The sequence below is a fragment of the Falsiroseomonas oryziterrae genome (assembly GCF_021864505.1).
In the GTDB taxonomy this organism is placed as follows: domain Bacteria; phylum Pseudomonadota; class Alphaproteobacteria; order Acetobacterales; family Acetobacteraceae; genus Falsiroseomonas; species Falsiroseomonas oryziterrae.
Genome location: NZ_JAKJIB010000710.1, coordinates 1 through 566, shown reverse-complemented (window position 1 = coordinate 566; position 566 = coordinate 1). Strand labels below are relative to the sequence as shown.

Here is a 566-nt window from a genome sequence, read left to right as displayed (position 1 = left end):
CGCGCGCCAGCGGCGCCGGCAGGCCGTCTGCCGCGGTATCGGACAGCGCGGCCCGCGCCCCGGCGGGATCCCCCGCGGCCAGCGCCAAGCGCGCGAGCCGCAGCCCGAGGCGTGCGCGCGACTCGGTCCCCTCCGCCCGCGCCACCGCCTGCGTCATCACCTGGCGCGCACGGTCGGGAAGGTCGAGCGCACCGAGCCGTTCGGCGAGGGTTGCGAGCGCCTCTCCGGCCCCCGCACCGGCCGGGAGCAGCGCGCCATGCGCGTCCAGCAACGCCAGGGCGGCGACCGGCGGCTCGGTCGCCAACGCGGCCAGCAACGCCTCCGTCAGGCGCGGTCGCAGCGCGGCGGCGCTGTCCGGGAAGCCCTGCGCGACATCGCGCAGCGCGTCGAAGGCGCCGCGCGGATCGCCGGCCGCGAGGCGCAACTCGGCCAGCCGCAGCCGCGCGTCGCGTTCGAAGGCGTCGCCGCGCCAGGCAACCAGCACCGCCTCCATCGTCGCGGCGGTGGCCGCGGAATCGGCTTCGCCGGCGGCGAGGCGCAGTTCCGCCGCGCGGCGCATCGCGATC

1 pseudogene is annotated in these 566 nt (G+C 79.3%); it reads right to left on the bottom strand.

The features are described from left to right. A pseudogene (locus L2I40_RS24270) lies at positions 1 to 566 on the bottom strand (hypothetical protein); the annotation flags it as partial.